Annotated in this window: 27 protein-coding genes; 16 read left to right on the top strand and 11 right to left on the bottom strand. The window is 60.9% G+C overall.

Translation table 11 applies throughout. The annotated features are described in order from the left end of the window. Positions 1 to 3: 3 nt before the first annotated feature. From EJL02_RS05405 to EJL02_RS05380, 6 genes are all read right to left on the bottom strand, one after another. Positions 4 to 165: a phosphopantetheine-binding protein gene (locus tag EJL02_RS05405; RefSeq protein ID WP_243114416.1), complete on the bottom strand. Its 162-nt coding sequence runs from the start codon at positions 163 to 165 to the stop codon at positions 4 to 6. Next, positions 98 to 1,423, bottom strand: coding sequence for a diaminopimelate decarboxylase family protein (locus tag EJL02_RS05400; RefSeq protein WP_243114405.1), 1,326 nt, complete (start codon positions 1,421 to 1,423; stop codon positions 98 to 100). The genes EJL02_RS05405 and EJL02_RS05400 overlap by 68 nt, the downstream gene beginning before the upstream one ends. After that, positions 1,420 to 2,937, bottom strand: coding sequence for an amino acid adenylation domain-containing protein (locus EJL02_RS05395; RefSeq protein ID WP_125115386.1), 1,518 nt, complete (start codon positions 2,935 to 2,937; stop codon positions 1,420 to 1,422). Before EJL02_RS05395 ends, EJL02_RS05400 begins: the two co-directional genes overlap by 4 nt. 42 nt (positions 2,938 to 2,979) lie before the next feature. Continuing rightward, positions 2,980 to 3,375: a hypothetical protein gene (locus EJL02_RS05390; protein ID WP_125115385.1), complete on the bottom strand. Its 396-nt coding sequence runs from the start codon at positions 3,373 to 3,375 to the stop codon at positions 2,980 to 2,982. 167 nt (positions 3,376 to 3,542) lie between these two features. Continuing rightward, the gene (locus tag EJL02_RS05385; RefSeq protein ID WP_125115384.1) at positions 3,543 to 5,138 is read right to left on the bottom strand and encodes a sensor histidine kinase; all 1,596 of its coding nucleotides are present in this window, start codon (positions 5,136 to 5,138) and stop codon (positions 3,543 to 3,545) included. After that, positions 5,125 to 5,823 carry a response regulator transcription factor gene (locus EJL02_RS05380; protein WP_125115383.1) on the bottom strand — a complete coding sequence of 233 codons (699 nt, stop codon included), beginning with the start codon at positions 5,821 to 5,823 and terminating at the stop codon, positions 5,125 to 5,127. Before EJL02_RS05380 ends, EJL02_RS05385 begins: the two co-directional genes overlap by 14 nt. A gap of 196 nt (positions 5,824 to 6,019) precedes the next feature. Between EJL02_RS05380 and EJL02_RS05375 the strand changes: the two genes are divergently transcribed. Both EJL02_RS05375 and EJL02_RS05370 read left to right on the top strand, forming a co-directional pair. Next, on the top strand, positions 6,020 to 7,381 hold the full coding sequence (locus EJL02_RS05375) for an MATE family efflux transporter (RefSeq protein ID WP_125115382.1): 1,362 nt from the start codon (positions 6,020 to 6,022) through the stop codon (positions 7,379 to 7,381). Positions 7,382 to 7,564: 183 nt separating this feature from the next. After that, complete coding sequence (locus EJL02_RS05370) at positions 7,565 to 8,653, top strand: PTS transporter subunit IIC (RefSeq protein ID WP_125115381.1); 1,089 nt, start codon at positions 7,565 to 7,567, stop codon at positions 8,651 to 8,653. A 144-nt stretch (positions 8,654 to 8,797) separates the two neighbouring features. On the opposite strand, the gene EJL02_RS05365 is transcribed toward EJL02_RS05370, so the two are convergent. From EJL02_RS05365 to EJL02_RS05355, 3 genes are all read right to left on the bottom strand, one after another. Further along, positions 8,798 to 9,544: a DUF554 domain-containing protein gene (locus EJL02_RS05365; RefSeq protein ID WP_125115380.1), complete on the bottom strand. Its 747-nt coding sequence runs from the start codon at positions 9,542 to 9,544 to the stop codon at positions 8,798 to 8,800. 113 nt (positions 9,545 to 9,657) lie between these two features. Then, the gene (locus EJL02_RS05360; RefSeq protein WP_125115379.1) at positions 9,658 to 9,879 is read right to left on the bottom strand and encodes a PF20097 family protein; all 222 of its coding nucleotides are present in this window, start codon (positions 9,877 to 9,879) and stop codon (positions 9,658 to 9,660) included. 39 nt (positions 9,880 to 9,918) lie between these two features. Then, positions 9,919 to 11,124, bottom strand: a complete 1,206-nt coding sequence (locus tag EJL02_RS05355; protein ID WP_125115378.1) for a tRNA(Met) cytidine acetate ligase — start codon at positions 11,122 to 11,124, stop codon at positions 9,919 to 9,921. A 156-nt stretch (positions 11,125 to 11,280) separates the two neighbouring features. Here EJL02_RS05355 and EJL02_RS05350 point away from each other — a divergent pair, with 156 nt between their 5' ends. From EJL02_RS05350 to EJL02_RS05285, 14 genes are all read left to right on the top strand, one after another. Further along, positions 11,281 to 12,492, top strand: coding sequence for an acetate/propionate family kinase (locus tag EJL02_RS05350; protein ID WP_125115377.1), 1,212 nt, complete (start codon positions 11,281 to 11,283; stop codon positions 12,490 to 12,492). A gap of 70 nt (positions 12,493 to 12,562) precedes the next feature. Beyond that, entirely contained in the window at positions 12,563 to 13,453 is an 891-nt protein-coding gene (locus EJL02_RS05345; RefSeq protein WP_125115376.1) for a type II CAAX endopeptidase family protein, read from the top strand. Between the two features lie 17 nt (positions 13,454 to 13,470). Next, positions 13,471 to 14,271, top strand: a complete 801-nt coding sequence (locus EJL02_RS05340) for a histidinol-phosphatase HisJ family protein (RefSeq protein WP_125115375.1) — start codon at positions 13,471 to 13,473, stop codon at positions 14,269 to 14,271. Positions 14,272 to 14,284: 13 nt separating this feature from the next. Continuing rightward, positions 14,285 to 15,184 (top strand): 4-(cytidine 5'-diphospho)-2-C-methyl-D-erythritol kinase, encoded by a 900-nt coding sequence (ispE, locus tag EJL02_RS05335; RefSeq protein ID WP_125115374.1) that lies wholly within the window; start codon positions 14,285 to 14,287, stop codon positions 15,182 to 15,184. A gap of 56 nt (positions 15,185 to 15,240) precedes the next feature. Then, positions 15,241 to 15,453, top strand: coding sequence for a hypothetical protein (locus tag EJL02_RS05330; RefSeq protein ID WP_125115373.1), 213 nt, complete (start codon positions 15,241 to 15,243; stop codon positions 15,451 to 15,453). 99 nt (positions 15,454 to 15,552) lie between these two features. Then, the gene (locus EJL02_RS05325) at positions 15,553 to 16,056 is read left to right on the top strand and encodes a DUF4330 domain-containing protein (protein WP_125115372.1); all 504 of its coding nucleotides are present in this window, start codon (positions 15,553 to 15,555) and stop codon (positions 16,054 to 16,056) included. Positions 16,057 to 16,061: 5 nt separating this feature from the next. Beyond that, positions 16,062 to 17,666: an O-antigen ligase family protein gene (locus EJL02_RS05320; protein WP_125115371.1), complete on the top strand. Its 1,605-nt coding sequence runs from the start codon at positions 16,062 to 16,064 to the stop codon at positions 17,664 to 17,666. 211 nt (positions 17,667 to 17,877) lie between these two features. Continuing rightward, a complete protein-coding gene (locus EJL02_RS05315) occupies positions 17,878 to 18,768 on the top strand; it encodes a substrate-binding domain-containing protein (protein WP_125115370.1) in 891 nt (296 codons plus the stop codon). Positions 18,769 to 18,871: 103 nt separating this feature from the next. Next, a complete protein-coding gene (gene pstC / locus EJL02_RS05310; RefSeq protein WP_125115558.1) occupies positions 18,872 to 19,741 on the top strand; it encodes a phosphate ABC transporter permease subunit PstC in 870 nt (289 codons plus the stop codon). After that, complete coding sequence (gene pstA / locus EJL02_RS05305; protein ID WP_125115369.1) at positions 19,738 to 20,622, top strand: phosphate ABC transporter permease PstA; 885 nt, start codon at positions 19,738 to 19,740, stop codon at positions 20,620 to 20,622. The genes pstC and pstA overlap by 4 nt, the downstream gene beginning before the upstream one ends. A gap of 12 nt (positions 20,623 to 20,634) precedes the next feature. Continuing rightward, on the top strand, positions 20,635 to 21,390 hold the full coding sequence (gene pstB, locus EJL02_RS05300) for a phosphate ABC transporter ATP-binding protein PstB (protein ID WP_125115368.1): 756 nt from the start codon (positions 20,635 to 20,637) through the stop codon (positions 21,388 to 21,390). Further along, the gene (gene phoU / locus EJL02_RS05295; protein ID WP_125115367.1) at positions 21,390 to 22,037 is read left to right on the top strand and encodes a phosphate signaling complex protein PhoU; all 648 of its coding nucleotides are present in this window, start codon (positions 21,390 to 21,392) and stop codon (positions 22,035 to 22,037) included. Before pstB ends, phoU begins: the two co-directional genes overlap by 1 nt. A 56-nt stretch (positions 22,038 to 22,093) precedes the next feature. Continuing rightward, a complete protein-coding gene (locus tag EJL02_RS05290; RefSeq protein ID WP_125115366.1) occupies positions 22,094 to 22,780 on the top strand; it encodes a response regulator in 687 nt (228 codons plus the stop codon). Continuing rightward, positions 22,777 to 24,432, top strand: a complete 1,656-nt coding sequence (locus tag EJL02_RS05285) for a sensor histidine kinase (protein ID WP_125115365.1) — start codon at positions 22,777 to 22,779, stop codon at positions 24,430 to 24,432. Before EJL02_RS05290 ends, EJL02_RS05285 begins: the two co-directional genes overlap by 4 nt. Before the next feature lie 46 nt (positions 24,433 to 24,478). On the opposite strand, the gene nspC is transcribed toward EJL02_RS05285, so the two are convergent. Both nspC and EJL02_RS05275 read right to left on the bottom strand, forming a co-directional pair. Next, entirely contained in the window at positions 24,479 to 25,609 is a 1,131-nt protein-coding gene (gene nspC, locus EJL02_RS05280; protein ID WP_125115364.1) for a carboxynorspermidine decarboxylase, read from the bottom strand. 1 nt (position 25,610) lies between these two features. Next, complete coding sequence (locus EJL02_RS05275; protein ID WP_125115363.1) at positions 25,611 to 26,870, bottom strand: saccharopine dehydrogenase family protein; 1,260 nt, start codon at positions 26,868 to 26,870, stop codon at positions 25,611 to 25,613. Position 26,871 lies beyond the last annotated feature (1 nt).

The following is a 26,871-nucleotide window of genomic DNA, read 5'->3' as shown; positions in this document are numbered from 1 at the left end:
GGATTAGCCTTCCTCCTGTAAACGGACGATCATGGCCCACATATCCTCGGCGGAATTGAAGTTGGCCGGAATGATCTCAACGGTCGGGATGGTGATGTCAAACGCGTCTTCCAGCTCGGCGACCAGCGCGAGAATGGTCAGCGAGTCCAGATAGTGCGCATCGATCAGATTGCGGCAGGTGGCGTAATCCACGCCGGGCTGAAGTTCCTCCAGAATAGCAAGCAGTTGTTCCATAATTGTCCGTCCTTTCATAGTTGGGTGAGTTGATTTCATCGGTGGGCAGCGCGTCGCGCACCAGCAGCGGACGGCCGTCCTGTTGCAGCAGCACGATGCGCGGCAGCGCGCGGCTGAGGAAAAGCGAGATGCCTTCGGTCATGCAGTAGGCGCCGGTCTGCAAAAAGGCGAATAGGTCGCCGCATTTGAGGTCGGCCACGGGCAGCTGCTTGACCAGAATGTCGTTGACGGTGCACAGCGAGCCGCACAGGTTCCACGGCTGCGTCTCGCCCGTGCGGGGCGGGTACATCTGATGGGGCGGCAGCTGCATGGCCATGTGCTGGCCGTAATACACCAGATGGTGGATGCCGCCGTCGAGAATGGCGTAATTCTGCCCTTTGTTGCGTTTGACATCGACCACGCGGGTCAGATAGGTGCCGCAGCTGGCGGCGATGCTGCGCCCGAGTTCGAGCGTCACATGCCCCTTGCAGCGCAGGTTTTTGAGCATCGCGGAAAAACCTGCGAGAAATTCGGTTTCGTCAAAGCTGTCGGGCGAGAAATACTGCACCGGGAAGCCCGGGCCGAACTCCAGTTCGTGCACGGGAAAGCCCAGTTTTTCCTCGAGCGAAACGGCGAAATCGTCCAGCGCGGTCAGTTCGCGCTGCAAGCGCTTGAGCGATGCCTTCTGCGTGCCGGAAAAGTATTGCAGGCCGCGGATGTTGATGTTGGGATGGTCGGCGCGGCCGCGGATGATCTGGATGATCTCCTCCTGCTCCAGACCGAACTGGCTGCCGCTGGTCAGGCGCAGCAGCACATGGATGGTCACGCGGTAGCGCGCGGCCAGTCGGCTGAGCAGCGCAAACTGACGCAGGGATTCCACGGTGAACAGGCGCGGACCGTTTTTCTGCGCGATCATGCGCTCGATGTCCGCCGGGGTCTTATAGACGCCCGAGATCACCTGCTGCCCGGCCGGGATCTGCAAACGGCGGCAGATTGCGGCCTCGCCGGGCGAGCAGACTTCAAAACGCTCCACCTGTCCGCACAGCTCGCGCAGCAGAAAGGGATTGGCCTTGATGGCATAGCACAGGCCGACGCCGTACGGCAGATTGCGCCGCAAAAACGCGATGCGCTGCCGCAGGACCTGCACATCGAACACATACAGCGGCGAGCCGTATTGTGCGGTCAGGGTTTCCATTTGCTGTTCGGTCATACGATCTCCTTTCTTGCCAGTGCAAGCAGAAGCTTGCGGTTGGTTTTGCCGTTTTCGGTCAGCGGCAGGCTGTCCAGCCGCTCGAGGGTGCGCGGCAGCATAAAGACGGGCAGCCGCTGCATGAGCGCGGTGCGCACCGCAGCCTTGTCCGCCGTGCCGGTGTAAAAACCGTGCAGCCGTTCCTTGTTCGCGTCATAGACGCAGCAGCACCGGCTGACGCCTTCGACCTCCTGCACCGCGCGCTCGATCTCTTCCAGCTCGATGCGGTGGCCCATGTGCTTGATCTGAAAATCCTTCCGGCCGAGGAAGCACAGCTCGCCGCGGGCATTCCAGCGCCCGAGGTCGCCCGTGCGGTAGACCGGCTGTAAATAGCGGGAGTTGCCGGGGTGTTGGGTGAATACGGCGCGGGTCTGCTCGGGGTTGTTGTAATAGCCGAGCGCGAGCGCGGCGCCGCTGACACAGATTTCGCCTTCCTGATCGGGCTGATGGATTTCCTGTCCCACCGCGTCCAGCAGGAAGACCCGCTCGTTCGGGAACGCTGTCCCGAGCGGGATGCCCGCTGTATAATCCCGACCACTCTCTATCCTATGGTACGTGCAGTTGCACGTGATCTCGGTGGGGCCGTACAGGTTGACGAAATCCGCGTGCGGCAAATGCTCCATCCAGCTTTTCAGGTGCTTGGGCGGCATCACTTCGCCGCTGAACAGCACCTTGTTCACCGTTTCCGGCGTGCGGTAGTCCAGACCGTGGAAGGAGGACACCAGGCACAGCGCGGAAACAGCCCAGATGAGCGTGGTGACACGGTACGTACACAGAGCGTCCATCAGCGCGGACGGCTGGGAGAACAGCCGCCGCGGCAGCAGGACGAGGGTCGCACCGGTGTGCATAGCGGAATAAATGTCCTTGACCGAAACGTCGAAATCAAGCGGCGCCTGATTGCCGATGATATCGTCCGGACCGATCCGGAACAGTTCGGTGAAGGGAGGGATGAAATCCAGCACGGAGCGGTGGCTGACGACCACGCCCTTGGGCGTGCCGGTCGAGCCGGAGGTGAAATTGCAGTACAGAGGGTCGCCGTCGATCGCGTTTTTGCGGATACGCGCCAACAGCGCGTCGTCGGGCTGCGTTTGCAGCAGCTCTTCGACCAGCAGGACGCGTCCCACGCCGGGCAGCTGTGCGGCCAGTGCTGCGTGTTCGTGATCGGTCACGAGACAAGGGGCGTTGAGCACTGAAAGGATTTGTGCCAGCCGTGGCTGCGGCAGCGCGGGCGAGAGCGGAACATAAAAGCAGCCGGCGTACGCCGCACCGAAAAAGGCATACAGGGCTTCGCGGCCCTTTTCCAGCAGCACCGGGACCGGGGTGGTGGGGGAGAGATGTGCGGCCAGTGCCGTGCCGCAGCAGCGGCTGCGGAAAAGCAGGGTCTCAAAGCGGTCGATGCCGTTTTCGTCGATGACGGCGGTTTTATCCGGCCGCACGGCGGTGGTATGCTCTAAAAGTTCCAGAATGTTGTTCATAACTACCTCGTTTTGCTCCGTGCCGGGTTTCGGCGGAAAAAATTACTTGCTGGCGGACTTCTGGGTGGAAGCTGCCTTCTGGGTGGAAGCGGTCTTGCTGGAAGACTGCGTGGACTTCTGGGTGGAAGCGGCCTTGTCGGTGGACTTGGCAGCCTTCTGGGTGGAAGAAGCCTTGTCGGTGGACTTGGCAGCCTTCTTGGTGGCCTTCTTCTTGGAAGCGGCCGTGCCGCCGGACTGCTTGACCGCGGCCTTCTTCTGGGTGCTGGTCTTGCTCTTGGCGGTGCTGCTCGTTGTGCTCTGGGACTGCGAGGTGGTCTGCTTGGCATCATCGGCCTTGGGCTTTTCCATCGAGCAGCCGGCCAGTGCGGGCAGTGCCATCAGCATGGCCAGAGAGAATGCAGCGACGCCTTTTGCGGCTTTATGGTTGATCGTTTTCATGTGTAAGATCTCCTTTGTGTTGGTTTGGGGGGCTTTTGTTCTTGCTGATGTTAAGATACTATCGCAGTATTCATACAATCTTCAGCAAACCTTAAAAAATCTAAAGAAAACAAAAAAACAGGACAGACCCGGAAAAGGGTCTGTCCCGTTTGGCAAACGGAGGAATTTTATAAGATGCATCGCGGCAGCACCAGCTCGAACTGGGTGTGCCAGCCGTTCTGTGGCGGCCGCACCAGCCGGATCGAGCCGCCGTGCAGTTCGGCCACCTTTTTGACGATCGCCATGCCCAGCCCGGTGCCGCCGCCCGAGGTGCGGGCGCGGTTGCCGGTGACAAACGGCTCGAACAGCGTATCGGCCAGCTCGTCCGGAATGCCGACGCCGTTGTCCGCAATGGTCAGATAGATGTGGTCCGCCTCGTCCTTGAGGCCGAAAAACAGCGTCGTGCCGGCGGGGTTGTATTGCAGCGCGTTCGCGGTCAGGTTTTCCAGCAGCCGCCGGAGCAGGCGCGGATCGAACGCCGCCATGACCGGCGTTTCGGGCAGGTCAAGCGACAAAACAAAGCTGCGCGACTCGATCTCGGGGTATTTTTCCGCCAGATAGCTTTTGCAAAATTCGCACAGGTCGGCGCGCTCCGCTTGCAGCACATAGTCCGGATGCTCGAGACGGACGTAGTCGAACAGCGAGTTCATCAGCACCGTGCTGTCCGACGCCTTGCGGCAGATGGTCTCAAGGTATTGCCGCTGCTTGTCCGGCGGCACTACGCCGTCCACCAGCGCCTGCGCATAGCCCTGAATGACGGTCAGCGGGGTTTTCAGGTCGTGCGACAGGTCGGCAAGCATGCGCTGCTTGTCCGCGTCGGCCGCCTGCTTTTCCGCACTGACCTGCTCGAGCCGGTCGAGCAGATGGGTGAAGCTGTCGGTCACCTGCCGGAATTCGATAGGCAGCGCGTCCGTGTTGACTTCGACTCGTCGGCCCGCGCCGTAGGCAACGATGGCCTTGTGCAGCGGCAGGATTGAGCGGCGGATCTGGCGGCGGAACAGAACGGCCAGCATCAGGATGGCCGCCAGAATGATCGGGATGGAAAGCAGCAGCAGCCGGTTGGCGTTTTCCAGCGCGTTGAGATAGGCGGTTTCGGTGAAACGCGGGCAGACAAAGACCAGCGTGCGTTCCTCGCCGGCGGTGGTGTAATACACGGCCTTGGAGATTTCCCACTGGCTTTGGTAAATGCCTTGCAGCAGCTCAAATTCCCGTTCGGACAGCTGATCGAGCCAGGGGAACAGGTCGCCTTCGAGGATGTTGTAGTTTTCGTCGATGATGCAGTAGTCGAGGAATTCCGCTTCGCCGGTCTCGGCGTCAAAACGGTGCAGCGCAATATAATAGTAGCCTTCGCGCGGCATGTCGGCCATTTCCTGCACGGTATAGTACAGATCGGAGTCGTATTCGTTGATCATCCACAGGTCATCCGACTGAAAATGCTCTTTGAACTCGTTGTCCGAGGCATAAAGGACACGGCTGTCCGCGTCGAACACCATATAGGCGCAGTCGTTAAAGCGGCGCATGGGGATGGCGGCAAAATCGTCCTGCGCGAGCGCTTCCCCGTATTGCAGCATGTTGCCCAGCGAGGGGAAGGCGTTGTCCAGCCGTGCGGAGATCCAGGTGTTGAGCAGGGCGTTGATAAAAAACACCAGCAGCGAGCACAGGACAAAGTAGCTGATGCAGGTGCGCAGGAAACTTTTGCCCAGCAGCAGTTTATTGGTCTTCAATTTTGTAGCCCAACCCCCTGACTGTTTTGATATAGCGCGGGGATGCCGGATCGTGTTCGATCTTGGCGCGCAGGTTGGAGATATGTACCATCATGGTGTTGTCGTCGCTCTCGTAAAAGGTGCCGCCCACACATTCATACAGCTGCGCGCGCGTGAACACCCGGCCGGGGCAGCGCATCATTTCCGCGAGGATCTTGAGCTCGGTCGAGGTCAGCGGCACGATCAGGCCGTTTTTGCGCAGCACGAATTTGTCCGTGTCCAGCTCCAGCTCGCCCACCGTGATGACGCGCGGCGCGGCGGTCGGCGCGCTGTCCGCCCCCAGTTGATAGTACCGCCGCAGCGCGGACTTGACATAGGCCACCACCTCGAGCGCGTTGAACGGTTTGGTGATGTAGGCGTCCGCGCCGATGTTGAGCCCGAGCACTTTGTCGGTTTCCATGCTCTTGGCGGACAGGATGATGATGGGCAGGTTGCTGAACTCGCGCACGCGCTGGATCAGCTCATAGCCGTTCAGACCGGGCATCATGATGTCCACCAGCGCCAGCGAGACCCCGCCCGCGCGGATGGCTTCGAGCGCCTCGGCGCCGTCCGTGACCGACTGCACGGTAAATTCGCTGCTCAGATACAGGGTCAGCAGCTCGATGATGTCGCGGTCGTCCTCTGCGATCAGAATGGTATGCTTCAATTTTTTCTCTCCGTTTCTGCGGCCCGGCAGGGTGAGATGCCGGAAAAATCCCATAATCCTTTTATTGTAAGGCGCGCAGGCGCACTTTTTTTAATACTACTATATTCTTCTGCCGATGGCAAGAGCGTTGTTGGAAAAGGATTGACAGAGCCTTTCGGCAGGGATTAAGATGTTGCAAGGGAAAGGATGAATGGAAATGAGGAAATCGTACGAGATCGACATGACGCGCGGGCCGCTGCTCAGCCGCATCCTGCTGTTCGCGTTCCCACTGATCTGCTCGGGCGTGCTGCAGCTGTTGTTCAACGCGGCGGACATCATCGTGGTCGGACGGTACGCGGGCAGCCACGCGATGGCGGCGGTCGGCTCGACCAGTTCGCTGATCAACCTGCTGGTCAACTTTTTCATCGGCATTTCGGTGGGCGCGAACGTGCTGGTGGCGCGCTTTTGCGGCGCAAACGACTTTGACGATGCGCAGGAAACCGTGCAGACCGCGCTGATCACCGCGGTGGGCGGCGGCATCATCCTGATCGTCGCGGGTATCGGTCTGGCGCGGCCCATGCTGGAATGGATGGCAACGCCGACCGAGGTGCTCGATCAGGCCGTGCTGTACATGCGCATCTATTTTGTCGGCATGCCGGCGACCATGCTGTATAACTTCGGCGCAGCGATTCTGCGCGCGGTGGGCGACACCCGGCGACCGCTGTATTTTCTGCTGTTTTCGGGCGCGGTCAACGTGGTGTGCAACCTGTTTTTCGTGATCGTGCTGCACATGGGCGTGGCGGGCGTCGCCACGGCGACCGTGATCGCGCAGGTGATCTCGGCGGTGCTGATCGTGCTGTGCCTGACGCGGATGGACGGCATGTGCCATGTCAACCTCAAGCGGCTGCGGTTTCATCGGGAAAAGTTTGTGCGCATCATGCAGGTCGGCCTGCCTGCGGGCCTGCAAAGCGTGATCTTCAACATCTCCAACGTGCTGATTCAGTCGTCAATCAACTCGTTCGGCGCGATCGTGGTCGCGGGCAACACGGCGGCCAGCAATATCGAGGGCTTTGTCTACACCTCGATGAACGCACTGTACCAGACCTCGCTCAGCTTCACCAGCCAGAACCTCGGCGCGAAGCAGTATCACCGCATTGATCAGGTGCTCGTGCGCTGTTTTGTGCTGGTCATGCTGATCGGCTTGGTGCTGGGCAACGGCGCGCACCTGCTCGGCCAGACACTGCTGGGCATTTACTCGACCGACGCGGAGGTCATCTCCTACGGCATGATGCGTCTGGGCGTGGTCAGCGTCACCTATTGCCTGTGCGGCATGATGGACGTGGTCGCGGGCAGCGTGCGCGGCCTTGGGTATTCCATCCTGCCGATGCTGGTGTCGCTGGCGGGCGCGTGCGTGTTCCGAATCATCTGGATTTTCACCGTGTTCCAGTGGCAGCACACGCTGTTTTCGCTCTATGTGTCCTATCCGATCTCGTGGGCACTGACCATCTGCGCGCATCTGGTGTGCTATTTTGTGGTGCGGCGGCGGGTGTTCCCCAAAGCGGCGGAGCAAACCGCCTGATCCGGCCGGAAAAAAGCGCGCACAAACCGTTTGGGTTTGTGCGCGCTTTTCTTTGTGCGGTGGAAAGGGCCGGATCGGACAAAAAAGTTGTGCGCGACGGCAAATTTATGATATAATGGGGCATAAGTTGTCTTGACAGCAAAATAGACAGATGGCCGCGCCACGCGGCAAAGAAGGGGTTTTATGGACAAGGTAAAAGAATTTCTCAAACGAAAGGATATCGTGATTTCGGTTAAGCGGTACGGCATTGACGCGCTCGGCGCAATGGCGCAGGGCCTGTTCTGTTCGCTGCTGATCGGCACGATCATTGACACGGTGGGCAAGCAGTTGGGCATCCCGTTTTTGACCATGTCGGTGGCGACGGTCAACGACGTGGCGTACACGGTGGGCGGACTGGCCTCCGCGATGAGCGGCCCGGCGATGGCGGTCGCGATCGGATATGCGCTGCACTGTCCGCCGCTCGTGCTGTTTTCGCTGATTTCCGTGGGCTTTGCGTCCAACGCGCTGGGTGGCGCGGGCGGACCGCTCGCGGTGCTGTTTGTGGCGATCATCGCGGCCGAGGTCGGCAAGGCGGTCGCCGGGGAGACGCGCATCGACATCCTCGTGACGCCGCTTGTGACCATCGGCGTGGGTGTGGCGCTGGCGGCCTGGTGGGCGCCCGCGCTTGGCGCCGCGGCCATGCAGGTGGGCGCGCTCATCATGTGGGCGACCAATTTGCAGCCCTTCCTGATGGGCATTCTGGTATCCGTGCTGGTCGGCATCGCGCTGACGCTGCCGATTTCCTCGGCGGCGATCTGCGCGGCGCTCGGTCTGACCGGTTTGGCCGGCGGCGCGGCGGTCGCGGGCTGCTGCGCGCAGATGGTCGGCTTTGCGGTTATGTCCTTCCGCGAAAACCGTTGGGGCGGTCTGGTGTCGCAGGGCATCGGCACGTCCATGCTGCAAATGGGCAATATCGTCAAAAATCCGCGCATCTGGATCGCGCCAATCCTCACTTCGGCCATCACCGGGCCGATCGCGACCTGCCTGTTCCGGCTGGAGATGAACGGCCCGCCGGTGTCCTCCGGCATGGGCACTTGCGGTCTGGTCGGCCAGATCGGCGTGTATACCGGCTGGCTGGACGATGTGGCGGCCGGCGTCAAGGCGGCGGTCACCGCACAGGACTGGATCGGGCTGGTGCTGATCTCGTTTGTGCTGCCCGCGGTGCTGTGCCCGCTGATCAACATGGTGCTGCGCCGTATCGGCTGGGTCAAGGACGGCGACATGACACTATAAAAAAAGAGGAGGCAAAAGCCTCCTCTTTTTTTCGATGAAAACTACAGTTTCCATCGAGACTGATGGTATCACAAAGTCGGGCAAAGCTCGACTTTGCGATGCCGCTCACAGAGCTGCGGATTGATGCGCGCAAGGGCGCGATTTTTATAGTGTGCCCAGCGCGGGGAAGATCCGCGCAAGGAAAAAGAAGATGATCGGGAAGAGCACGGCGGGCAGCAGGTTGCCGACCTTGACCTTTTTGTCGAACATTAGGTTAAAGCCGATCGCGAAGATCAGCACCGAGCCGATGCAGGACACCTGCGAGATCAGCGCATCGGTCAGCCACGGGCGGATGAACCGCGCCAGCAGCGTGATGCCGCCCTGATAGATAAGCAGCGGCAGGATGGACAGGTAAACGCCCTTGCCGAGCGAGGCGGCGAAAATCACGGACGAAACGCCGTCGAGCACGGCTTTTGCGATCAGGATGGACGGGTCGCCGTTCAGGCCGTCCTCGAGCGCGCCGACGATCGCCATCGCGCCCACGCAGAACAGCAGGGACGCGGCAACAAAGCCCTGCACGAACTTGCCGTCCTCGCTGCTGCCGGAAAAACGGGTCTGGCACCACGAGCCGAAGTCGTTGAGCCGCGTTTCGATGTCGAGCGCCTCGCCGACCACCGCGCCCAGCACCAGACTGAGCACGAGCAGCATGGTGTGCTGGGTGGCAAGCGCGCCGTCCTCGACGGTCACCAGGCCGCTGACCGCGCCGCCGATGCCGATGAAGAATGTGCACAGGCCGAGCGCCTGCATGATGGTGGTTTCAAAGCGCCGCGGCAGGCCGCCCTTGAGGAAAACGCCGAGCGTCGTGCCGGCCGCGATGGTGGCGCAGTTGACAATGGTGCCAAGTCCGATCATGTTGTGTATTACCCCTCTTGATACTTTAGTGTACTAAAATTTATTGTACGGCAAATTCGGGGTAAAGTCAAATATTTTTGTGCTAGTAAATGACGGCTTTGCCGTCTGGGTTGTCAGCAGTTTTCCAGATCAATGACCAGCTTTTTGCAGTAGGAGCAATGCCACGCACGCGCTTCGGCGCGCTGCGTGGGGGTATGGGAGCCGACGGTCAGTCCTCCGCAGGCCCACAGGCCGAACAGCATTTTTTTGTCGTGCGGCTGCCATCGCAGCGCCTTGTGGTCGCCCAGCAGCTTGCCGTCGAGCATTTCTTTTCCGCAGTAAGGACATTGCATCATCGTTTTCCCCTCCCAAAATCATTTTTCTATTGGTATGAGTCATTCCAGACAGAACGGGGTTTTGCGGTATCGCCCGCCGCCCACGCGCAGCGCGGGATCGAGGTAGGCGAGGGCGTACAGATCGTCCGCGAGCGCATCGTGCGCAAGGGCGGGCTGCAATGCGTCCGGCAGTGTGCGCTCGGTGACCGGTTTGACGATGACCGGCAGCGCGCAGGTATCCTTCATGCGCCGCAGGACGTCGCGGCCGCGCGCGCCAACCGCCAGAACGCGGACATAGTCCGCCGTCGGCGGGACGGTGTTCGGCAGGTCGAGCCACGCGCGCAGGAGCGCGCGGCGCACCCGCGCGAGCGGGTAACGGCGGGTCTGCGCGGCGGAACAAACGGCCGCAACATTCGTATTGTCGCGGATCGCTTCCCACAGGCGGTTTTCCAGCCCGTCGCCGCCGCAATAGCGGGCAAGGTCGTCCGGACGGAGCCGCCGCAGGTGCGCCAGAATCGCTTGATCGACTGTTTGCCGCGTGACCGGGGCTTCCCGGTCGTCGATGGCCTGCCGGAGCACGGCAAACGACGCTTCCGGCATGAGTGGGCGACAGGCGTCGATTTCCCCTTGCGCGATTCGCTTGCGCAGATAGGAGGCGGAGGGCAGGCCGTCCGCGGGCAGATCGCTGTCATGCGCGCCGCCCGCGCGTGGGATGGCAAGCGGCTGTATGGCGCTTTGCAGCGTGTCCAGCGCGCACAGATATTCGACCGCAAGCGTGTTGTTCGGGCTTTGAAGCAGCGCGCCGGCCTCCGGGTCGGTGCAGGCGACCGCCTGCTGCACGGCCGCGGCATAGGGCAGACCGGCCGCGAGAGCCTGCTTGAGCGTGTCTGCGTGCACGCCCTGTGCGCGCGACAGGTCGGCCGCGCGGCGCAGCAGCGCAAGGTCGGCGTGTTCCGCGCCGAAAGACAGGTGTGTGACGCATCCGAGCGCGTCCAGCAGGTGCACCGCGCCGAATGCAAAGCCGGACGCCGACCACAGGCAGGCGGACAGCGGCGTTTCCAGCACAAGGTCGGCGCCGCTTTGCACCGCGGCCGCAGCCCGGCGGTACTTTTCCAAAATGGCAAGGTCGCCGCGCTGGACGAAATTGCCGCTCATGGCGCACACAATAGCCGTGTCCGCGCCCAGCGCGCGGCGGGTTTCGGCCAGATGGTGCGCGTGTCCCGCGTGGAAGGGATTGTATTCGGCAACAACGCCGCAGACGGTCATAAACAGGCTCCTTCAAATTGCAAATGAACAAGGGCACGGCCTAAAATTTGGCTTGTACATTTGCGATAAATCGTGTAATATAGTAATGTAACATTATTATATCGGCTTCCGCGGCTTTGTGCAAGCCGCCAAATACGGCACAAGGGAGTTTTGCAAATGAAAGTTCTGGTTATCAATGCCGGCAGCTCTTCGCTCAAGTATCAGCTGCTCGACACCGAGTCCGGCGAGGTCATGGCCAAGGGCCTGTGCGAGCGCATCGGCATCGACGGCGTGCTCACCCACACCGGCAACAAGTCGGATGAGAAGTTTAAGTTTGATATTGCGATGCCGACCCATAAGGAAGCAATCCAGTCGGTCATCAACGTGCTGCTCGACCCCGAAAAGGGCGTTATCTCCTCGATGAGCGAGATCGACGCGGTCGGCCATCGCGTGGTACATGGCGGCGAGTTCTTCTCGGACAGCGTCATCATCACCGAGAAGGTGCTCAAGGCGATCGAGGACTGCGTTCCGCTCGCACCGCTGCACAATCCGCCCAACCTGATCGGCATCGAGGCTTGCCGCGACGTTATGGGTCCGGACGTTCCGATGGTTGCCGTGTTCGACACCGCGTTCCATCAGACCATGCCGCAGTCGCACTATATGTACGCGATCCCGTACGAGTACTATGAGAAGTACAAGATCCGCCGCTACGGCTTCCACGGCACCAGCCATAAGTATGTTTCCCAGCAGGCTGCCGAAATGCTCGGCCGTCCGCTCGAGGAACTGCGCCTGATCACCTGCCATCTGGGCAACGGCTCTTCCATCTGCGCGATCAACCGCGGCAAGAGCTACGATACCTCGATGGGCTTCACCCCGCTGGACGGCCTGCCGATGGGCACCCGCGCCGGCAACCTGGACCCGGCCATCATCGAGTTCCTGTCCGAGCATGAGAATATCTCGGCGGCCGAGGTCATCAACATCCTGAACAAGAAGTCCGGTATGCTGGGCATTTCGGGCGTTTCGTCCGACTTCCGCGATCTGGACGCTGCCATTGCCGACGGCAATGCGCGTGCAGCGCTGGCCAAGGAAATGTTCAACCTGTCGGTCAAGAAGATCATCGGCTCGTACATCGCGGAGATGGGCGGCGTGGACGCCATCATCTTCACCGCGGGCGTCGGCGAGAACGACCGCTCGGTCCGCTGGGATGTATGCGAGCATATGGAATATCTCGGCATCAAGATCGACCCGGAGAAGAACAAGTACCGTGGCAAGCAGATGGATATCTCCATCGACTGGGCGCGTGTGCGCGTGCTGGTCATCCCCACCAACGAGGAACTGATGATCGCCAAGGACACCGAGCGTCTGGTCAACGAAGCAAAGGCAAAGTAACAAAGAGATCGGAAAAACGGGGCGGGGCAACAAGGCTTTGCCCTGTTTTTCTGCCGTCAGGGGGAACCATATGCAGGAAACCGACCTCCGTCAGGAGAAAAAATACTGTTCGCACCTGGGCTGGGCGATGACGCTGACCATAGTGTGCGCGTTTGTCTGGCAGATAGCGCTGCTCGGCCTTTCCTATGCCGGCAGGCTGAACGCGGACCAAACCACCTATATGCTGCTGGCGCTGGTGGGGTATTATGTGCTCGCGCTGCCGCTGTCGTACTGGCTGTGCCGCCGCATGCCCGTGCCCGATAAGATCCGGCGGCCCATGACCGTGCGCCGGATGGGACGCTGGTTTGTCATCGGCATCGGCCTCATGTGGATCGGGTCGCTGGTCGGCTCGTGGCTGAACGATCTGGTTTATCGGGTGGCACATCTGGAGACGGTGGATCTGGTGACCGAGGCGTTCAACGAAATGCCGCTGGCAGCCGTGCTGCTGGGCGCATGCGTGCTCGGCCCGCTGTGTGAGGAGCTGCTGTTCCGCGGCCTGCTGGCCGGGCGGCTCGCGCGGTACGGGCAAAAGCCCGCGGCGCTGGTCTCCGCGCTGCTGTTCGGGCTGTATCACGCCAATCTGTCGCAGTTTTTCTATGCGTTTGCGCTTGGTCTGCTGCTGGCCTATGCGTATTTCTACACCGGCTCGCTCAAAGCCCCGGTGATTCTGCACATGCTGTTTAATTTTTACGGGTCGTTTGTTGTGTTCATCCTGCCCGAAACAGGCGTGCTGCCTGTTTTGTACTGGCTGAGCTGGCCGGTGCTGACCATTGCGGGCGTGGTGCTGCTGGTGCGCGGCAGAAGCTGGCAGTTCTGGTCGCACGGCCCGTGCGAGCCGTCCATGCAAGTGGTGTTCGGCAACATCGGCATGACCGTGGCGATCATCCTGTGCTTTGTGCAGACGGCGGCCATGTATATTTAGAAAGGCGGAAACAGGAAATGCAAGTGGATCTGCATATGCATACCGGGTATTCGGCGGACGCCGCATACCCGCAGACGGTGGAAGACAAGGTGCGCGCCTGCCGCGCGGCGGGGCTGGACATCATCGGCATCACCGACCATCTGGATTTTTACCGCACCCGCGGCCCGGCGGAAAACCGGGATGCGGAAGCCTGCCTGCGCGATGCGCGGGCGGCCAAGGACGCGGCCGAAGGGATCGAGGTGCTGGTCGGCATCGAGATCGGCCAGATCCATGCCGATCCCGCGGCGGACGACTTTGTGCGCGGGCACGAGCTGGACATGGTGATCGGTTCGCTGCACGCGATGCCCAACGATCTGGACATCTATTTCCACGACTATGAGCATCTGGACTGCGATGCGTTTTTGCAGGAATACTTCGATCAGGTGCTCCAAATGGAGGCGCACGGCGGGTTTGACGTGCTGGCGCACATCGACTATCCGCTGCGTGTGATGAAGCACGGCGACTATGTGCCGTCCTTTGACCAGTATATGGACCGCGTCGAGCAGGTGCTGCGCGCGTGCATCGACCACGGCTACGCCCTCGAGCTGAACGCCGCGGGTCTGGCCGGCTGGCAGAAACGGGTCGGCCCGCCGCAGAACATCCTGTATGAATACCGCCGCATGGGCGGCGAGCGCATCTCGATCGGCTCGGATTCGCACACGCTGGACACGGTCGGCCGCGGCGTGCGGGACTGCGCGGCCAATGCGCTGGACGCGGGCTTTACGACCGTCACCGTGTTCCGCGGCCGCCGGCCGGAACAGGTGCCATTAACAAAATAAGCAGGGAGAAATCATGTTATTTCATAACAAAACCGAAATCACGCACGCCGAAACCACGGTGCAGGCGCGCGCGAAGATCAATTTGACGCTGGATGTGACCGGCCGCCGGGACGACGGCTATCATACGGTCAAAATGGTGATGCAGTCGGTCACGCTGCACGACGAGATCAAGGTCGTCGTGACGCACGGCGAGAAAAAGCCGCGCGGCATCCTGCTCAGCTGCAACCTGCCCTATCTGCCGCTGGACGAGCGCAATCTGGCCTATCGCGCGGCGGAGCTGTTCTATGAAACGACGGGCACGCTGCTGGAAACGTGCGAGATCCATATCGAAAAGCGCATCCCGATCGCGGCGGGGCTGGCCGGCGGCTCGACCGACGCGGCGGCGGTGCTGCGCGCGCTGAGCGCGCTGCACGCCACGGGCCTGACCGACGACGAGCTGTGCGCAATGGGGCTGAAACTCGGCGCGGACGTGCCGTATTGCCTGCGCGGCGGCACAATGCTGGCCGAGGGCATCGGCGAGGAGCTGACCGCCCTGCCGCCCATGCCGCATTGCTGGGTGGTGCTGTGCAAGCCGCCGTTTGGGGTATCCACCAAGGAGGTGTACACCGAGATCGACGCGATCGAGCTGAAAAACCGGCCGGACACGGCGGGCATGATCCGCGCGCTCGAGCAGACGGACTACGCGGGCGTGACCAAGCGCCTGTGCAACGTGATGGAAGCGGTGACCGCCTCCAAGCGCCGCCAGATCAGCGAGATCAAGTCCTTCCTCGTGGAAAACGGCGCGGACGGCGCGCTGATGAGCGGCTCCGGGCCGACCGTATATGGTCTGTTTTCGGATGAGGGGCGCGCCAAAACCGCGGCCAAAATGCTCTCCCGCCGCTTTGCGGACACATTCCTGACCGAAACCGTATAATTGGGCCGCCTTCCGGGCATACTGGGGTCACCAGATGACGGAAGGCGGTATTTTTTATGACAGAACAGAGCAAACGGGCGGTCATCGCGGCAGCGACCGCGTGCAGCGTGCTGCTGACCGGGGCGTTCGCGCCGCAGCAGCCCAAAGGCGCGTGGTGGTGCACGGCGTTTGCAGTCACCTGCGATGAGGCGGCGGCGCCGGCGGAACATGGCGAAACGGTTACATTTCGGTGCAAATTGGTCGATTGGTGGCGCGAGATCATGGGATAAAACTTGCCGCGCCTGTCCCTCTGTGGTATAATAGCCGCAAAGCGGCACTGCTGTTTCTGAGCGGAAAACCGGCCGCAAACCTACCAACGGAGGAAAAACATGAAAATCATCAACGAAAAGGGCAAGCTGTTCGGCGTGATCAACATCGTCGATCTGCTCGTGCTGGTGGCGGCGATCGCCGTCATTGCGGGCGTGGGCTATAAGCTGTTTGCCCCGCAGATTGCGGAAGCGACATCCAAGCAGGTCCCGATGACCGTGGTCGTGCGCGTGCGCGGCGCAACGCCTTTCCTGGTGGAAGAGGTTGAGCGCAACAGCCAGGTTGGCAAGAAGATCGTCAGCGGCAGCTCGTATACCAGCGCTACGATCACCGACATGCAGATCGAGCCGTATGACCAGCAGGTAACCACGGCGGACGGCCAGATCGTCACCGCGCGCGATCCGGACAAGCGCGACCTGGTCTTTACGATCGAGACCACCGTGGCCGAGGGTACGGCGGCGCCTTCGATCGGCACGCAGGAAGTGCGCGCGGGCCGCACCTTCATCGTCAAGACCAACGATTTTGAGACGACCGGCAACATTGATTCGGTACAGATCGGCGAGTAAGGCCTATGAAAGCGATTTTTCAAAACAGCCTGCTGGTGCGGGCAGTGCTGCGCCTGCGTGAGTGGTATCACGAGGGCGCGATCGCGGGATTTTTCCGGAAAGTCGCGGACGCCTATCCGGATTCCCGCTTCCGTCGGTTGTGGGACGGCTTTTGCGCCACGCCCATCTGCACGGCGGCCAATAGCCGCTATGCGCGCATCCTTGCCGCGCTGCGGCGCTTTGTCGAGCGTTTGGGCGACGCGGCATCGCAAAGCCTGATCTATCGGATCTGTCTTGCGATCTGGAAGCCGGTTTCGACCTTCCTCGGCGGCGGTGTAGTCGGTCGGGTGTTCCGGTTTTTCGGCGTGCGCGGGCTGTTGCTCGTGTGTCTGGCGATGTATCTGCCGCTTGACTATTTCATCCGCAACTTCATTCCGATCGCCTTTCTCGGCTCGGTGTGGGACGAATGTCTGATGCTCGCGGCGTTTGCCTATATTCTGTGGCATACGGCGATGCGCCGCGCGCCGCTTCAGTCGCGCGCAACACCGGTGGACGCTTATCTGCTGCTGTTCATCGGCGTGGGCTTTTTCCTGATGTGCGCGGTTTCGCCCTATCCGTCCATTGCGCTCGACGGCTACCGCGCGGTCGTGCAGTACCTGTTCTGGTTCTTCCTCGTCACGCGTCTGATCGAGGATGATCACGACTTCGCCATCTTTTATGGCGCACTGCTTGCCATGGCGATCCCGATCGCGCTGCACGGCATCTATCAGTATATCGTCGCCGCGCCCATCCCGGCGGGCTGGGTCTCCCAGACCGAGGAGAGCGTGCGCACGCGCGTGTATTCGCTGACCGGCAGCCCGAACATCATGGGCAGCCTGCTCGTGCTGTTCGCGCCCATGGCGGCGGGCCTTGCGTATTACTGCAAAAAGATGTGGGTCAAGGTGCTGGCCATCTGCGTGACCGGCATGATGTGCCTGTGCTGCATCTTCACCTTCTCCAAGGGCGCCTGGGGCGGTCTGGTGGTGGCGGTGATCGTGTTCGCGATCTTCCTCGACCGCCGTCTGATCGCGCTGATGGGCGTGGCCGGCGCAGGCGCGCTGCTGGCGATCCCGTCGATCGCGAGCCGTATCACCTATATGTTCACCGCGGACTATATGGAGGCCAGCCAGCGGGCGGGCCGTATGGTGCGCTGGGAAACCGGCCTCAATCTGCTGCATGAGTCCAACCCGTGGCTGGGCTTCGGTTTGGGCCGCTTCGGCGGCGCGGTCGCCATGCAGAACAAGATCATCGAGGAGACCGACACCTTCCAGTATTTCTATATGGATAACTACTATCTGAAAACGCTGGTGGAAATGGGCTATATCGGTCTGATCTTCTTCATCATTCTGCTGATCGGCATGGTGATCTGGTGCCTGCGCGCGATCGGCCGCACGAACTACAACCAGACCGACCGCACCCGCGTGCTTGCGGTTTCCATGTTTGCGGGCATGTGCGGCGTGCTGGTGCACTGCTATTTCGAAAATATCTTCGAGGTGCCGTACATGATGGCCTACTTCTGGAGCATGGCGGCGGCGGTGATGTATCTGGGTTATTTCCGGAAAAAGAAAGCGGCGCCGGGCGGCAAGCCCTGACCGGCTTTACAATCCACATGCAATAAAAATGGAATAATCTATCAAAAAGGACGACAAAACATCGGTTTTGCCGTCCTTTTTTGCACACTTTACACAAGGTTTTTCGCTTTACATGGATTTTACAAACACGGGCTTTTGGATTTTACATTGAATCCGTAAGATAATGCTTGTAACGAAAACAAGATCTGAATGAAAAGGAGAAATCTAAACCATGAAAAAGAGTGTATCCCTGCTTCTGGCAGGCCTGATGCTGTGCGGCGCCCTGGCTGGCTGCGGCAGCAACGATGCAACCACCAGTGATTCCAGCACGGACGACAGCGCGTCCTCCGGTACTTCCGGCGCGATCACCGTCATCTCCCGTGAGGACGGTTCGGGCACGCGCAGCGCGTTCGTTGAACTGACCGGCGTAGAAGATGACAACGGCGACAACACCACCGCAGAAGCGGAAATCGCAAACAAGACCGATGTGGTTCTGACCAGCGTTGCCGGCAACGAGAGCGCAATCGGCTATGTTTCGCTCGGCTCCCTGAACGACACCGTCAAGGCGGTTCAGGTTGACGGCGTAGACGCGACCGTCGAGAATGTCAAGAGCGGTGACTACACGCTGTCCCGTCCGTTTAACATTGCCACCAAGGGCGAGCCGACCGGCGTTGCCAAGGACTTCATCAACTTCATCCTGAGCGCTGACGGTCAGGCGATCGTGGAAGAAGAAGGCTACATCAAGGTAAACGACGAAGCTGCTGCGTTCACTTCGGACGGTTCTTCCGGCCAGATCGCGGTAGGCGGTTCCTCTTCGGTATCCCCGGTCATGGAAAAGCTGATCGAAGCTTACAAGGCAGTTAACCCGAATGCGCAGATCGACCTGCAGACTTCGGACTCCACTTCCGGTATGACCGGCGCAATGGACGGCACCTTCGCCATCGGCATGGCTTCCCGTGAGCTCAAGGACGAGGAGAAGGCGGAACTGACGCCCACCTCGATCGCACTGGACGGCATCGCGGTTGTTGTCAACCCGGCCAACACGATCACCAACCTGACGATGGACCAGATCAAGAGCATCTACACCGGTGAGACCACCGACTGGGCCGACGTCGCTGCGTAACAAATAACCGAACAAGGGAAAGCAGGGCGAAATCCGTTTCGCCCTTTCCCACTGTCTATGGGGTGAAAACATGAACGAATCCGCAACCAGGCAGAAGAGCGACATGAAAAACCTGCTCGAAATTGTGATGCACGGCGTGTTTTTTGTCTGCGCGCTTGCGTCCATTCTTGCGGTAGCTCTGATCTGCGTTTTCCTGTTTGCCAACGGCATCCCCGCCATCCGCGAGATCGGCGTGCTGGACTTTCTGACCGGCACGACCTGGAAGCCGGGCAATGATATCTACGGCATCCTGCCGATGATCGTCGGCAGCATTTACATCACGGCCGGCGCCATTGTCATCGGCGTGCCGATCGGCCTGCTGACCGCGATCTTTATGGCATTCTATTGCCCGAAGCGCATCTACGGCGTGCTCAAGCCCTGCACCGAGCTGCTGGCCGGCATCCCGTCGATCGTATACGGCTTTTTCGGCATGGTGGTCATCGCGCCGGTGGTGCTCGATGTGGCCAAGTTCTTCGGCTCGAAGATCTCTTCCGGTTCGACCATCCTGTCCGCTTCCATCCTGCTGGGCATCATGATCCTGCCGACCATCATCGGCGTGTCCGAAGCCGCGCTGCGCGCGGTGCCGAACGCCTACTATGAAGGTGCGGTCGCCATGGGCGCAACCCACGAGCGCGCGATCTTCTCGGTCATGCTGCCGGCGGCCAAATCCGGCGTGCTCGCCGGCATCGTGCTGGGCATCGGCCGCGCGATCGGCGAGACCATGGCGGTCATCATGGTTGCGGGCAACCAGCCGCGTCTGACGGGCAGTCTGCTCAAGGGCATCCGCACGATGACGGCAAACATCGTCATTGAAATGGGCTACGCGACCGGCCTGCACCGCGAGGCGCTGATCGCCACGGGTGTGGTTTTGTTCGTGTTCATTCTGCTGATCAATCTGACCTTCTCGGTGCTCAAAAGGAGGAAGGACGCATGACAACCGAAGCGACTTCTGCCGCCAAGAAAACGGCGGTCCGGGCGTCGGAAAAGCAGCCGCGCGTCTATGGCCGCGGCAAGGCCCGCCTGCAAAAGGGCCTGGTTTACGGCGCGGCGATCATCACATTTGCCGTGTTGCTGTTCCTGATCGCGTACATCCTCATCAACGGCGTGCCGCATCTCAAGCCGTCGCTGTTTGAGTGGACTTACAATTCGGACAACGTGTCCATGATGCCGGCCATCATCACGACCGTGGAGATGACGCTGCTGTCACTGCTGCTGGCGGTGCCGCTCGGCCTGTTCACCGCGGTGTACCTGAATGAGTACGCATCCCGCGGCAACAAGCTGGTGAATGTCATCCGCATCACCACCGAGACGCTTTCCGGCATTCCGTCGATCGTTTACGGCCTGTTCGGCATGCTGTTCTTTGTCACCCAGCTGCACTGGGGCTACTCGCTGCTGGCCGGCGCGATGACGCTGGCGATCATGATCCTGCCGCTCATCATGCGCACGGCGGAAGAGGCGCTCATCTCGGTGCCCGATACCTACCGCGAAGGCTCGTTCGGCCTGGGCGCGGGCCGTCTGCGTACGGTGTTCCGCATTGTGCTGCCCAGCGCGATGCCGGGCATCCTGTCCGGTATCATTCTAGCGATCGGCCGTATCGTGGGCGAGACCGCGGCGCTGATCTTCACCGCCGGCACGATGGCGCAGATCCCGGGGCTGTTCCAGTCCGGCCGTACGCTGGCGATCCACATGTATGTGCTGTCCGGCGAGGGCCTGAACATGAATGAAGCGTATGCGACCGCGGTCGTGCTGCTGGTCGTCGTGCTGCTGATGAACACGCTTTCGGCCATCATTGCCAAAAAGCTGACCAAAAAGTAATCGGAGGAAGCTATGGAACAGAATAAAATTGAGATTCGGGACATGAACCTCTATTACGGAGACTTCCATGCCCTGCATGATATTGATCTGGACATCAAGGCCAACGAGATCACGGCGTTCATCGGGCCTTCCGGCTGCGGCAAGTCCACCCTGCTGCGCTCGCTCAACCGCATGAACGATCTGGTTGAGGGCTGCAAGATCACGGGCGACATCCGGCTCGACGGTGAGGACATCTACCACGACTGCGACGTCAACATTCTGCGCCGCCGCGTGGGCATGGTGTTCCAGAAGCCCAACCCGTTCCCGATGTCTATTTATGATAACATCGCCTACGGCCCGCGCACGCACGGCATCAAGAGCCGCGTCAAGCTCGACGAGATCGTCGAGACCTCGCTGCGCCATGCCGCGATCTGGGACGAGACCAAGGACTGCCTGAAAAAGTCCGCGCTGTCCATGTCCGGCGGCCAGCAGCAGCGTATCTGCATCGCCCGCGCGCTTGCGGCCAATCCGGAAGTGCTGCTGATGGACGAGCCGACCTCTGCGCTCGACCCGATCTCCACCGCGAAGATCGAAGACCTTGTGCTCGAGCTGAAAAAAGATTATACTATCGTTATGGTCACGCACAACATGCAGCAGGCCACCCGCGTATCCGATACGACCGCGTTTTTCCTGCTTGGCGATATGATTGAGGTCGGAGAAACCGAAAAGCTGTTCTCCATGCCCAAGGACAAGCGCACCGAGGATTACATTACGGGGAGGTTTGGCTGATGAGAAACCGTTTCGATTCCCAGCTGCTCGAGCTGAACAACGAGCTGATTGCGATGGGCGCGCTGTGCGAGAACGCGATCGCAAGCTCGGTCAAGGCGCTGCTTGGCGGCGACACCAAGCTGGCCGCGTCCGCCATCCGCATCGATCAGGAGATCGACCGCAAGGAGCGCGAGATCGAGTCCATGTGCTTAAAGCTCCTGCTGCAGCAGCAGCCGGTGGCAAGCGACCTGCGCCTGATCTCGTCGGTTCTCAAGATGATCACGGATATCGAGCGCATCGGCGATCAGGCGAGCGACATCGCGGAGATTGTGACCTATCTGTCCGGCGCATGCGGCCATAACGCACACATTGAGCAGATGGCGCAGGCGACCATCAAGATGGTCACCGACAGCCTGGATGCGTTCGTGCGCCGCGACCTGTCGCTCGCGTGGAGCGTCATCGAGTATGACGACGTGGTCGATGACCTGTTTGCCGAGTGCAAAAAGGATCTGATCACCGAAGTGGCACACAATCCGGACGACGGCGAGCGCGTGCTCGACATCCTGATGATCGCCAAGTATCTGGAACGCATTGGCGACCATGCGACCAACATCGCCGAGTGGGTGGAGTTTTCCATCACCGGCACGCACAAAGCGCCGGCCAACTGAGGAGATATAAAAGGTTTGGAAATGGCTGCCTGGGGCAGCTTTGAGGAGGAAACGCAATGATCTATTGCGTGGAGGACGATGCAGGGATTCGGGAACTGGTCGTCTATACGCTGCAAAACACGGGCATGGAGGCCCGCGGACTCGAGGACGGCGAGGCGCTGTATGCGGCGCTGCGCGAGAAAAAACCGCAGCTGATCCTGCTGGATATCATGCTGCCGGGCGAGGACGGCATCAGCATCCTGCGCCGCCTGCGCGAAACGCAGGAAACGGCGGATATCCCGGTCATCCTGCTGACGGCGAAAAACACCGAATATGACAAAGTGGTTGGGCTGGACAGCGGCGCGGACGACTATGTCGCCAAGCCCTTCGGCATGATGGAGCTGGTCGCGCGCATTCGCGCGGTGCTGCGCCGCACGCACACCGAAGCGGACAGCGGGGAACAGGCCCGTCTGCTGGTCGCGGGGACGATCTGCGTGGACGAGCGCGCGCACAGCGTGTTCGTCGGCGAGCGGGAGGTGCAGCTGACGCTCAAGGAGTACCAGCTGCTGTGCCTGCTGATGAAAAACCGCGGCGCGGTGCTCACGCGCGACGTGCTGCTGGAGAATATCTGGGGTTATGGCAACGAGAGTGAAACCAGAACGGTGGATGTGCACATCCGCACCCTGCGGCAGAAGCTGGGCACGGCCGGTTCCATGATCGAAACCGTGCGCGGCGTGGGCTACCGCATGGGAGAGCACACATGAGAAAACGCGTTTTCAGCAGTATCTTTCTCACCGCGCTCGTGATTCTGGTGGTCACCGTGTCGCTCATGCTGGTGGCCGTGCATTCCGGCCTGTCCAGCGACCTGCGCGACCGGCTGAGCGACGAGTGCAACCACATCGCCTCGGCGATGAGCGCGGAAGGCGAGCAGGCGCTCGGCCGCATCGGCAGCGTATACGCTGACCGCATTACATGGGTGGATACGGACGGCACGGTGCTCTATGACAACAAGAGCGACGCGGCGGATATGGAAAACCATGCCGCGCGTCCCGAAATCGCCGCGGCGATGGACAAAGGCGTGGGCGAATCCAGCCGTCTGTCGGATACGCTGTCCGAGCAGACGTATTATTATGCGATCCGGCTGGTGGACGGCACGGTGCTGCGGGTTTCCTCCACGGCGGACAGCGCGTTCGGCGCGCTCTCTTCCGCGTCCCCGTGGATCGTGCTGGTCGTGCTGCTGGCGCTGCTGGTGGCGGCGCTGCTGGCCAGCTGGCTGACCCATGTGTTCCTCGCGCCGATCGTGTCGCTCGACCTGCATGAGCCGCTCAAAAACGAGGCGTATGACGAACTTTCGCCGCTGCTGCACCGCATGGATAAGCAGAACCACAAGATCGAGTCGCAGATGAACGAACTCAAGCGGCGGCAGGCGGAGTTTGACGACATCACCGCCCGCATGGACGAAGGACTGGTACTGTTCTCCGCGCAGGGCGATATCCTGTTCGCCAACCGCGCGGTGCGGGCGCTGTTCCCCGAGGACAGCGCGACCGGCGGCTATCTGACGCTGTGCCGCGACGCGGAGTACATCCGCGTGGTGGAAAAGGCGCTGGGCGGCGAAAGCGAGCACGGCCGGATGGAAAAAGACGGCCGTGTGTATTCGCTCACGGCCAGCTCGGTCGCGGGCGAAGGCCAGAACCACGCGGCGGTGCTGTTCGTGGTGGACATCACCGAGCGCGATCAGGCCGAGCGCCAGCGGCAGGAGTTTACCGCGAACGTGTCGCACGAGCTCAAAACCCCGCTGACCAGCATCATGGGTTTTGCGGAGATCATGGAAAACGGCATCGTCCGGCCGGAGGACATCGGCCGCTTTGCCGGCAAGATCCGCAGCGAGGCCATGCGCCTTTTGACGCTGATCGAGGATATCATCCGCTTGTCCCGGCTGGATGAGGGCGCGCCCGTGCCCTTTGAACCGGTGGAGCTGTCCGCCCTATGCGGCAGCGTGCGCGACCGGCTGACGCACAAGGCGTCCGAAAACCGCATCACACTGCATGTCAAGGGTTCGCCGGTGACGGTGTCCGGCCAGCGGCGCACGCTTGAGCAGATGATCTTCAACCTCGCGGACAACGCGATCGCATACAACAAGCCGCAGGGCTCGGTGACGATGACGACCGGCGTGGAGGACGGCGCGCCGTTTGTGCGTGTGTCGGACACCGGCATCGGCATCGCGCCGGCCGACCAGCAGCGCGTGTTCGAGCGGTTTTACCGCGTGGACAAGAGCCACAGCAAGCAGACCGGCGGCACGGGACTGGGCCTGTCGATCGTCAAGCATGGCGCAGTGCTGCACCATGCGCAGATCGACCTGCGCAGTGCGCTCGGCAAAGGCACCGAGATCACGCTGCGTTTTCCCAAGGCAGAATAAAAAAGAAAATCCCGCAGGGAAGCTCCCTGCGGGATATTTTTTTGCGTTAGGACAGGCGGTTTTTGAAATCCTCGTAGACAAACATGCGGATGACTTCGTCCGTGCCGTCCGCGCGGCGCACCGCGATGAGTGGCAGCGGCACGCCGTTGAAGGTGTTGGTTTTGACCATGGTGTACAGTGCCATGTCCTCAAATACGACCTGATCGCCCGGACGCAGCGTGTTATCGAACGAGTATTCGCCGATCACGTCGCCCGCGAGGCACGAGCGGCCGGTCAGCAGGTAGGTGAATGCCTTTTTGCCCGGCTCACCCGCGCGGAACACGGGCGGACGGTAGGGCATCTCGATCACGTCCGGCATGTGGCAGGCCGCCGAGGTGTCCAGAATGGCGATTTCCTTGCCGTTTTTCATCACTTCGAGCACGGTGGAGATCAGATAGCCCGCGTTGAGCACGACCGCTTCGCCCGGCTCGAGGTAGATCTGCACGTTGTACTTTTCGCGCAGGTAGTTGATGCAGTTCACCAGCGTTTCGACGTCGTAATCGTCGCGCGTGATGTGATGGCCGCCGCCCAGGTTGAGCCACTTCATGCCTTCCATGTATTCGCCGAAGCGCTCTTCAAACGCCGCGACCGTGCGGACGAGGTCGTCTGCGTTCTGCTCGCACAGGGTGTGGAAGTGCAGGCCGTCGATGCCGTCGAGCAGCTCGGGCTGGAAGTTTTCCAGCGTGATGCCCAGACGCGAGCTCGGCGCGCAGGGGTCATAAATCGCGTGCTCGGCGGGCTGGGTCGAGCACTCCGGGTTGACGCGCAGGCCGCAGCTTTTGCCGGCCGCGCGCGCAAGGTTGCCGTATGCCTTCCACTGGGTAAACGAGTTGAACACGATGTGGTCGGCGTAGTGCAGGATCTCCTGAAATTCGCCCTCGGCATAGGCCGGGGAGTAAACATGGGTCTCGCCGCCGAATTCCTCTTTTCCGAGGCGCGCCTCATACAGGCCGGACGCGGTCGTGCCGGCCAGATATTCGCGCAGCAGCGGATAGACCGAAAACATGGAAAACGCCTTCTGCGCCAGCAGGATTTTTGCGCCCGTGCGCTCGGCCACGTCCCGCAGGACGGCCAGATTCTGCACCAGACGGTTTTCGTCCACGAGGAAGCAGGGCGTGGGCAGTTCGGTAAATCTCATATCAGTCCACCAGCACCGGGTTTTCGTTGATCTGCCACGGCAGACCCCACTTGTTGAGGGCTTCCATGTACGGATCGGGATCGAACTCCTCGACCGTGTACACGCCGGGCTTGTTCCACTTGCCGGTCATCAGCATCGCGGCGCCGATCATCGCGGGCACGCCCGTGGTGTACGAAATGGCCTGCGAGCCGACCTCGCGATAGCATTCCTCGTGGTCGCAAACGTTGTAGATATAGGCGGTCTTTTCCTTGCCGTCCTTCTTGCCGGTGAAGATGCAGCCGATGTTGGTCTTGCCCTTGGTGCGCGGGCCGAGGGTGGCCGGGTCGGGCAGCAGCGCCTTGAGGAACTGGATAGGCACGATCTGGTGGCCCTCAAACTCGATCGGGGTGGTGGACAGCATGCCGACGTTTTCCAGACACTTCATGTGGGTGAGGTACGACTGGCCGAAGGTCATAAAGAAGCGGATGCGCTTGACATTCGGGATGTTCTTCGCCAGCGACTCGATCTCCTCGTGGTGCAGCAGGTACATGTCCTTGTGGCCGACCTGATCGAAGTCGTACTCGCGCTTGATGGACATCGCCGGGATCTCGACCCAGTGGCCGTTCTCCCAGTACGAACCGGGCGCGGAAACCTCGCGCAGGTTGATCTCGGGGTTGAAGTTGGTGGCAAACGGATAGCCGTGGTCGCCGCCGTTGCAGTCGAGGATGTCGATGGTGTCGATCTCATCGAACAGGTGCTTCTGGGCATAGGCGCAGTAAGCCTGCGTGACGCCCGGGTCAAAGCCGGAACCGAGAAGCGCGGTCAGACCGGCCTTTTCGAACTTCTCCTTGTATGCCCACTGCCAAGAGTAGTCAAAGTAGGCGGTGAAGCCCTCTTCCTTGCAGCGCTTTTCGTAGATGGCGCGCCACTCCGGGTCGTCCGTGTCCTCCGGCTCGTAGTTTGCCGTGTCCATATAGTTGACGCCGCACTTGAGACACGCGTCCATAATGGTCAGATCCTGATAGGGCAGGGCGATGTTCATGACGATGTCGGGCTTGTACTCGTCGATGAGCGCGACCAGCTCGTCGACGTTGTCCGCATCGACTTTCGCGGTGCGGATCTTGGTGGGCGTCGTGCCCTCGAGCTTGTCCTTGATCGCGTCGCACTTGCTCTTCGTGCGCGAGGCGATCATGATTTCCTCAAATACGCTGCTGTTCTGGCAGCACTTGTGAATGACGACCGAGGCTACGCCGCCGCAGCCGATGATGAGTGCTTTTCCCATA

The sequence above is a fragment of the Agathobaculum sp. Marseille-P7918 genome, assembly GCF_900625105.1.
In the GTDB taxonomy this organism is placed as follows: Bacteria; Bacillota; Clostridia; order Oscillospirales; family Butyricicoccaceae; genus Agathobaculum.
The sequence above is the reverse complement of the archived record's forward strand: the minus strand, read 5'-3'. Positions and strand labels throughout refer to the sequence as shown.

What these genes read in the sequence shown, in the direction of transcription:
- EJL02_RS05360 (WP_125115379.1), bottom strand. Translation starts at nt 9,879, where the DNA reads ATGATGCAATGTCCTTACTGCGGAAAAGAAATGCTCGACGGCAAGCTG.
- EJL02_RS05375 (WP_125115382.1), top strand. Translation starts at nt 6,020, where the DNA reads ATGAGGAAATCGTACGAGATCGACATGACGCGCGGGCCGCTGCTCAGC.
- EJL02_RS05340 (WP_125115375.1), top strand. Translation starts at nt 13,471, where the DNA reads ATGCAAGTGGATCTGCATATGCATACCGGGTATTCGGCGGACGCCGCA.
- phoU (WP_125115367.1), top strand. Translation starts at nt 21,390, where the DNA reads ATGAGAAACCGTTTCGATTCCCAGCTGCTCGAGCTGAACAACGAGCTG.
- EJL02_RS05275 (WP_125115363.1), bottom strand. Translation starts at nt 26,870, where the DNA reads ATGGGAAAAGCACTCATCATCGGCTGCGGCGGCGTAGCCTCGGTCGTC.
- EJL02_RS05285 (WP_125115365.1), top strand. Translation starts at nt 22,777, where the DNA reads ATGAGAAAACGCGTTTTCAGCAGTATCTTTCTCACCGCGCTCGTGATT.
- EJL02_RS05320 (WP_125115371.1), top strand. Translation starts at nt 16,062, where the DNA reads ATGAAAGCGATTTTTCAAAACAGCCTGCTGGTGCGGGCAGTGCTGCGC.
- nspC (WP_125115364.1), bottom strand. Translation starts at nt 25,609, where the DNA reads ATGAGATTTACCGAACTGCCCACGCCCTGCTTCCTCGTGGACGAAAAC.
- EJL02_RS05350 (WP_125115377.1), top strand. Translation starts at nt 11,281, where the DNA reads ATGAAAGTTCTGGTTATCAATGCCGGCAGCTCTTCGCTCAAGTATCAG.
- EJL02_RS05395 (WP_125115386.1), bottom strand. Translation starts at nt 2,937, where the DNA reads ATGAACAACATTCTGGAACTTTTAGAGCATACCACCGCCGTGCGGCCG.
- EJL02_RS05330 (WP_125115373.1), top strand. Translation starts at nt 15,241, where the DNA reads ATGACAGAACAGAGCAAACGGGCGGTCATCGCGGCAGCGACCGCGTGC.
- ispE (WP_125115374.1), top strand. Translation starts at nt 14,285, where the DNA reads ATGTTATTTCATAACAAAACCGAAATCACGCACGCCGAAACCACGGTG.
- pstA (WP_125115369.1), top strand. Translation starts at nt 19,738, where the DNA reads ATGACAACCGAAGCGACTTCTGCCGCCAAGAAAACGGCGGTCCGGGCG.
- EJL02_RS05390 (WP_125115385.1), bottom strand. Translation starts at nt 3,375, where the DNA reads ATGAAAACGATCAACCATAAAGCCGCAAAAGGCGTCGCTGCATTCTCT.
- EJL02_RS05290 (WP_125115366.1), top strand. Translation starts at nt 22,094, where the DNA reads ATGATCTATTGCGTGGAGGACGATGCAGGGATTCGGGAACTGGTCGTC.
- EJL02_RS05370 (WP_125115381.1), top strand. Translation starts at nt 7,565, where the DNA reads ATGGACAAGGTAAAAGAATTTCTCAAACGAAAGGATATCGTGATTTCG.
- EJL02_RS05365 (WP_125115380.1), bottom strand. Translation starts at nt 9,544, where the DNA reads ATGATCGGACTTGGCACCATTGTCAACTGCGCCACCATCGCGGCCGGC.
- EJL02_RS05345 (WP_125115376.1), top strand. Translation starts at nt 12,563, where the DNA reads ATGCAGGAAACCGACCTCCGTCAGGAGAAAAAATACTGTTCGCACCTG.
- EJL02_RS05325 (WP_125115372.1), top strand. Translation starts at nt 15,553, where the DNA reads ATGAAAATCATCAACGAAAAGGGCAAGCTGTTCGGCGTGATCAACATC.
- EJL02_RS05315 (WP_125115370.1), top strand. Translation starts at nt 17,878, where the DNA reads ATGAAAAAGAGTGTATCCCTGCTTCTGGCAGGCCTGATGCTGTGCGGC.
- pstB (WP_125115368.1), top strand. Translation starts at nt 20,635, where the DNA reads ATGGAACAGAATAAAATTGAGATTCGGGACATGAACCTCTATTACGGA.
- EJL02_RS05355 (WP_125115378.1), bottom strand. Translation starts at nt 11,124, where the DNA reads ATGACCGTCTGCGGCGTTGTTGCCGAATACAATCCCTTCCACGCGGGA.
- pstC (WP_125115558.1), top strand. Translation starts at nt 18,872, where the DNA reads ATGAAAAACCTGCTCGAAATTGTGATGCACGGCGTGTTTTTTGTCTGC.
- EJL02_RS05400 (WP_243114405.1), bottom strand. Translation starts at nt 1,423, where the DNA reads ATGACCGAACAGCAAATGGAAACCCTGACCGCACAATACGGCTCGCCG.